The sequence below is a fragment of the Psychromonas sp. genome (genome assembly GCF_983033635.1).
Genome location: NZ_CEZLMY010000186.1, coordinates 1 through 6,519, shown reverse-complemented (window position 1 = coordinate 6,519; position 6,519 = coordinate 1). Strand labels below are relative to the sequence as shown.

The following is a 6,519-nucleotide window of genomic DNA, read 5'->3' as shown; positions in this document are numbered from 1 at the left end:
GAATTTTGCGTAAATCATCGTCTCCCTCATAGCCTGGTTTTAAGGCCACAAACGCTTTTACTATTTCCCCGGCAACCTCATCGGGCAGGCCGATCACAGCAACTTCAGCTACTGCAGGCTGCTCCATCAACACACTTTCAACTTCAAATGGTCCAATTAAATGCCCTGAGCTTTTAATCACATCATCGGCTCGGCCCACAAACCAGTAGAATCCGTCTGCATCACAGCATGCTAAATCCCCCGTTAAATACCAATTATCGACAAAACATTTTTGGTAACGCTCATTTTCATGAAGATAACCACGAAACATTGACGGCCAACCTTGTTTCAGAGCAAGTTCACCAACCCTATTTGCTTCCTTGAACGGGCTTTTTGTGCCGTCTGCAGCCTGTTCCATAATAGCCACCTCGACACCCGGTAAAGGTCGGCCCATCGAGCCTGGACGGACTGGCGTAGTTGCGAAATTGGCGATCATAATGCCGCCTGTTTCACTCTGCCACCAGTTGTCATGGAATGGTTTACCAAACACTTTTTCACCCCATATTACCGCCTCTGGATTAAGTGGCTCTCCGACACTGGCAAGAAACCGTAATGCACTGAGATCATACTCATCTGCAAGTTCACCTCCAGCTTTCATTAACATGCGAATTGCGGTTGGTGCGGTATACCAAATATTGATTTTCTGCTCACTGAGTAACTGGTACCAGTGCCGGGCATCAAATTCCGCTTCATCAATAATCATGGTAACCCGGTTACATAAGGGAGAAATAATGCCATAGGAGGTACCGGTCACCCACCCTGGATCGGCGGTACACCAATAACGATCGCCAGGGCGAAGATCAAGTGCATAAAACCCAGAAATACTGTGGTAAACCACCGCCTGATGAACATGCATTGCACCTTTAGGTTTGCCCGTGGTACCAGAGGTAAAATGCAGTAAAGCAAGTTGTTCCGGATCGCAGAAACGGGCAGGGAAATCAGCGCTACTTTGTGCTAATAAAGCATCGAGATCGTAACAATTTTCAGGCAGAGGCTGCGTGACGTTGTATAAAAGCACCCATTTTAAACTGGGTAACTCGTTCGCCCAGGATTTTACTTTTTTACGATACAGAGCTTCACTCGTGACGAGGGCACGGGCTTCACCAATTTCCATGCGTGAACGGATTGGCTCGGGTCCAAATGCAGAAAACAATGGAGAAAATACTGCACCGAATTTAAGTGTGCCTAATAAAGCGATATAAAGCTGTGGTACTCGATTACATAAACCAAAAATTGTATCGCCGGGTTGCAGGCCAAGGGTTTGTAAAATAGTGGCAAAACGGCTAGTTTGATCTTTTAAATCCGCATAGCTAATATCTTTTTGCATACCTTGCTTACTTAACCAACGGATCGCTGTTTGTGCACCGAAACCTTCTTCGACATGTCTGTCTACCGCTTCAAATGCGATATTTAATCCATCCACCCCTCCCTTTATACGCTGCTGTGCAGTTTGCCAGTTAAAGTGCTCGCAAGTATCTTGGTAGGAAGTCAGGTTATGAGTCGATGCCAGTAACGGATCTTTTTTAATTTCAGGAAAACGCATATCAATCACCTTAGGTTTAAGCCTAAAAAAAACAGTTAACTTTCTACTGAAGATTAGATTAAAGCTGCGTATAACGCTCAAAAAATAGCTGATTTAGATCATATTGTGGTAAATAAACAAAAAGGAGGTAATAAGTAGCAAAGAGGCGGGCTGGCTAAATAAGTAATATGGATAAATTAAACTTTAAATTTGCCAATAAGTACTGCAACTCTTCTTACATCAAGTGAATAAGTTTTTTGCTTTAATTTCATGTTACAGAGTCTACTGCGCATGATCTGGCGCTAGCCATACAGCTCATAGTGACTAGCTGTTTCTATCTATTTTCAATCTCGACAAACCATTTGACGGGAGTGAAGCCTCGATTGCCATTAATTACAGAATGCAGCTGCTAGCGTCATAACTTAGCTTTATTACCTTGCAGTCATATAAAGCCAGTAAGCATGGTGGATTCAATGTGGTTACGCTTGCTGTGCAAGCGCTTGCATGCCTTGTCTTGAGTGGTTGTAAGCGCTTTCTTTGCTTTGTTGAATAAAAGCAAAGGGTATGCGCAAATCTAATTTTGCAAGCTGTATTTCGGTGATGAAGGTCTCGTGCTGATCACTTTTATGCTGTTTTCATCTATTTGCTTGGCTAATTGCAGCAGATAACTGTAGTCGCAAAGAAAGCGCTTGCACGTAATTTTGGTAGAATCAAGCGTTTTTTTTAAAAAAGTTCATTTTAGTGGTGACGTCGCTCACAAAAACAATTTGTTCATGCCTTTTTCAAGTTTAAATAGCTCGTTTCCTCCGTTTGGATCACATATTAAGTGGCGCTAATCCAATATGATTTCGCACCGTAAAAGGGGGAACTTTTACAACTATAACTAAAATAATAATTATTCAATCATTAATAAAACAGGAATGATCAATGGAATTGAAAATAAAAACTTTAGCGCGCTTTACCATGCCGCTATTCGTAGCTGCCACGCTGGTTGCATGTGGAAGTAGTGATAACACCATTATTGACACAGATAGTGGTGAGCTTAATTACCTGCGTAAAGATGCCAGCTATGATGGTTGGGGTTTACATATCTGGAATGATGATCCGACTTGTGATGGTGCGGCTGACAGTGCGATTACAAGCTGGGATGAGCCGCTGCTATCTACTACTACTGGTGATAATGGCGCTATTTATAATATTCCTTTGAAACCTGGCGCAACGTGTGTGACATATATTATGCACAATGGTGGCGAGAAAGAACCTGGTGGCGATCGTAAATGGGATATGAGCACGCTAGGTAAAAAAGTTTATCTAGCACAAGGTAAAGCTGATTTATCTGATTCACCTGTTGCACTGACTATTTATGAAGGTTTAAAAGGTGCATTGATCGACGGTTCAACCGTTGCCTGGGATACAGGCACTGCTGATTCTTTTGAAATTCATTACCTGGCAGATGGCGGTTTTGAAATTAATGATAATACGGGTGAAATTGTTTCAGCAACGGAAATGCTCCCCCTCACTAGCAAAACTATGCCAGAGGGAGTTGCTAAACGTTATGAAAATTATAAAGCGTTTGGTTTTGAACTACCAGAAGGTATAGACGAAGCTACATTAATTAGCGGCCAACTAGTTCTAATTGCTAAAAATGCTGAAGGTAAAATCATCGATGCAACCGGTATACAACTTGCGCCTGCATTAGATGCTGTATACGCAACGGGCGATACTGGTGCGCAAAACGAGACGCTAGGTGCTGTTGTATCTGGCACGGCGGCGACGTTTAAATTATGGGCTCCAACAGCTAAAAATGTTGCACTTTACCTTTATGATGCTGACTTAGCGCAGGTAGGTGATGCCGTTACTATGACGCGTAAAGCAAATGGTACATGGGAAGTGGCTGATGTTGCAGATGTGCTTGGTAAATACTACCGCTATGAAGTAGAGGTATACCATGCTGCGCTAGATAATGTTGAAACGCTGCAAGTAACTGACCCGTACTCTTTAAGCTTATCTGTTAATAGTAAGTACTCTCAAGTAGTTGATTTAGCAACTGAAGCTAAACCAGCAGGTTGGGATGATCAAACTATAGCGACTGTTGCTAACCCGGAAGAGCAGGTTATCTATGAAACACATCTGCGTGATTTAAGCTCTGCACCAGGTGATGGCGGAACAGATGCGCTGGATGGAAAATATACTGCAATCACTGAAACTGAACGTGAAAGTGTTAAGCAGTTGGCTTCACTTGCAGAAAATGGTTTAAATACAATTCACTTAATGAACCTGTTTGATATTGCGACCGTTGATGAAGATCCTGAAAAACGTGTTGAACTAAGCGATACAGTTGCAAAACTTTGTGGCCTCAATGCAAGTGCAGCTGTTTGTGATGATGGTGTTAATGATTCAACGATCCGTGAAGTGCTTGAAGGTTATGATCCAGCATCTGGTGAAGCGCAAGCGTTAATGAATGATCTGCGCATGTATGACAGCTTTAACTGGGGTTATGATCCTTTCCATTACACAACACCTGAAGGTAGTTATTCAACAGATGCTAAAGGCACTGTGCGTATTGAAGAGTACCGTACGCTGATCATGAAACTTCATGAAATGGGTTACCGCGTAGTAATGGATGTGGTGTATAACCATACTAACTCTGCAGGTACAGATGATAAGTCAGTACTGGATAAAATCGTCCCTGGATATTACCAGCGTCTGAATGCCTCTGGTTTTGTTGAATCATCAACATGTTGTTCAAATACTGCAACAGAAAATACCATGATGGGTAAGTTAATGACTGACTCTCTGGTAACTTGGGCTAAAGAGTACAAGATTGATGGTTTCCGTTTCGATTTAATGGGGCATCAACCTAAGCAATTGATGGTTGACTCACTGACAGCAGTTAAAGCCGTTGATGCAGATACTTACTTCTACGGTGAAGGTTGGAACTTTGGTGAAGTGGCAAATGATGCACTATTTGTGCAAGCGACTCAGCCGAATATGGGTGGTACTGAAATTGGTACTTTCTCAGATCGCCTACGTGATGCTGTTCGTGGTGGTGGTCCGTTTGATGGTGGCGATGCATTACGTGCAAACCAAGGTTTTGCTAATGCAGGCGTTTGGAATGAGAAGCAAAGTGATACAGATGCTTCAACACTTAAACTTAGACAAGACGGTGATATCGTTCGTCTAGGTATGGCGGGTAACTTAGCTAACTTTGTATTACTCGATCAGGCTGGTCTTACTAAACGTGGCCAGGATGTTAACTATAACGGTCAAAAAGCGGGTTACACAGTTGATCCACAAGAGAATATCTCTTATGTATCTAAACATGATAACCAAACGCTTTGGGATAACAACATGTACAAGATCGCGTCAGAAGTTGCTTCTGATCAGCGCGCTCAAATGCAGATTCTTGCATTAAGTACCAATATGCTGGGTCAAGGTATTCCTTTCTTCCATATGGGCTCTGAACTGTTACGTTCTAAAGCAATGCAGCGTGACAGCTACGACTCAGGTGATTGGTACAATACCGTTAACTACGATATGTCTAGCAATAACTGGAATGTCGGTCTTCCTCGTGAAGATAAAGATGGCTCTAACTGGGATTTAATCAAAACAATTATTGCCGATACTAATGCAGAGCCTACAGCGGCTGATATCGAATGGACGAATACTCGCTTTAAAGAGTTATTAAAAATCCGTACAAGCTCGAAGCTGTTCAGTCTTGAAACTGAAGCTGACGTTAAGGCTCGTGTTGATTTCCAAAACACAGGCACAACTTCTGTTGCTGGTGTGGTTGTAATGAGCATTGATGATGGTACAGGTGTTACTGATTTAGATCCTGCTGTTGATGCGATTGTAGCTGTGATTAATGCTACTGATTCAGAGCAAGTTATTCCTGTAACAGGTGCGACTGGTTTTGCACTGCATAGTGCATTAGTTGAAGGAACAGCTTCTTTTGCTGATGGTAAATTTACAGTTCCTGCATTAACAACGGCAGTGTTTGTAAAAGCTCAAGGTGATGCGCAAGGTACTGGTCTAGCAGTTGATATGAGCAATAAAGACCTAAGCTCTATCCCTCCGTTTGGTGATGATATTCCTCATATTCGTGGTGACATGAATGACTGGGGTGATGCTGATGCAATGGAATTCACTAGCGCTGGTATTTACAGCATGACTATGACTCTGGAAGCGGGTACTTACGGCTTTAAAGTAGCAGACCCTACTTGGGGCGCGATTAATTATGGTACAACTGGTACGTTAGTTATAGGTGAGGCTTTAGCATTAGACGGTGGTGATAATATTTCACTGACGTTGGAAGCTGATTCAGTTGTAACCTTTAGCTTTGATGCAAGCGATAAAGATGCTGCAACACTTACTGTAACAGCAGTTGAACTGCAAACGTGTGAATTGCTTGCTGATAGCGCTGATGCTGGTCCTATAACAGCTGATCTTGCGGTACGTGGCGCACATTCTAGCTGGGCTTGGGATATTGCATATGCACTAAACTACAAAGGCACTAATACTTACCAAGTAGCATTAAGTGGTGTTGACCTTTCTGGTGGATTTAAGCTAGCATCAGATAGCGGTGACTGGGATCCGCAAGTATTTGCAGGAACAACTACTTCTGCAAGTGCAATGGTATTAGATGTTGAATATGATGCAATTGCACGTATTGGCTCAAGTGCTATTTCAGATCCAGGTAACAATACAATTACTTTAGGTGACGGTAATTACGTAATGTCATTTGTTGTTACTGACTTTGTTGATGCAGCAACGGTTGGTTCAATCTCTGTATGTGAAATCAAATAACCTAGATAGGTTGTTATTCTGATTTAAAATCGGCGCCTTGTGCGCCGATTTTTTTTATCTTCAAAAGCTGTTATACCAACCCGCAAAATTAACGGATCTATTTTTGTTTTTGGAAGTGCGGTTTTAACCGCGCAATATCATAGGCGCGACTG

2 protein-coding genes are annotated in these 6,519 nt (G+C 42.4%); one reads left to right on the top strand and one right to left on the bottom strand.

What is annotated here, in order from left to right:
- Window positions 1-1,582: acetate--CoA ligase (acsA, locus tag AC4GME_RS16320; protein WP_490379783.1), on the bottom strand; the 1,582-nt coding region annotated here is incomplete at its 3' end.
- A 906-nt stretch (window positions 1,583-2,488) separates the two neighbouring features.
- Here acsA and pulA point away from each other — a divergent pair.
- Complete coding sequence (gene pulA / locus AC4GME_RS16315; protein WP_490376238.1) at window positions 2,489-6,367, top strand: pullulanase-type alpha-1,6-glucosidase; 3,879 nt, start codon at window positions 2,489-2,491, stop codon at window positions 6,365-6,367.
- The last annotated feature ends 152 nt before the right edge of the window (window positions 6,368-6,519 follow it).

Bases quoted from the DNA above. Each gene is read 5' to 3' on its own strand.
- pulA (WP_490376238.1), top strand. From the start codon at position 2,489: ATGGAATTGAAAATAAAAACTTTAGCGCGCTTTACCATGCCGCTATTC.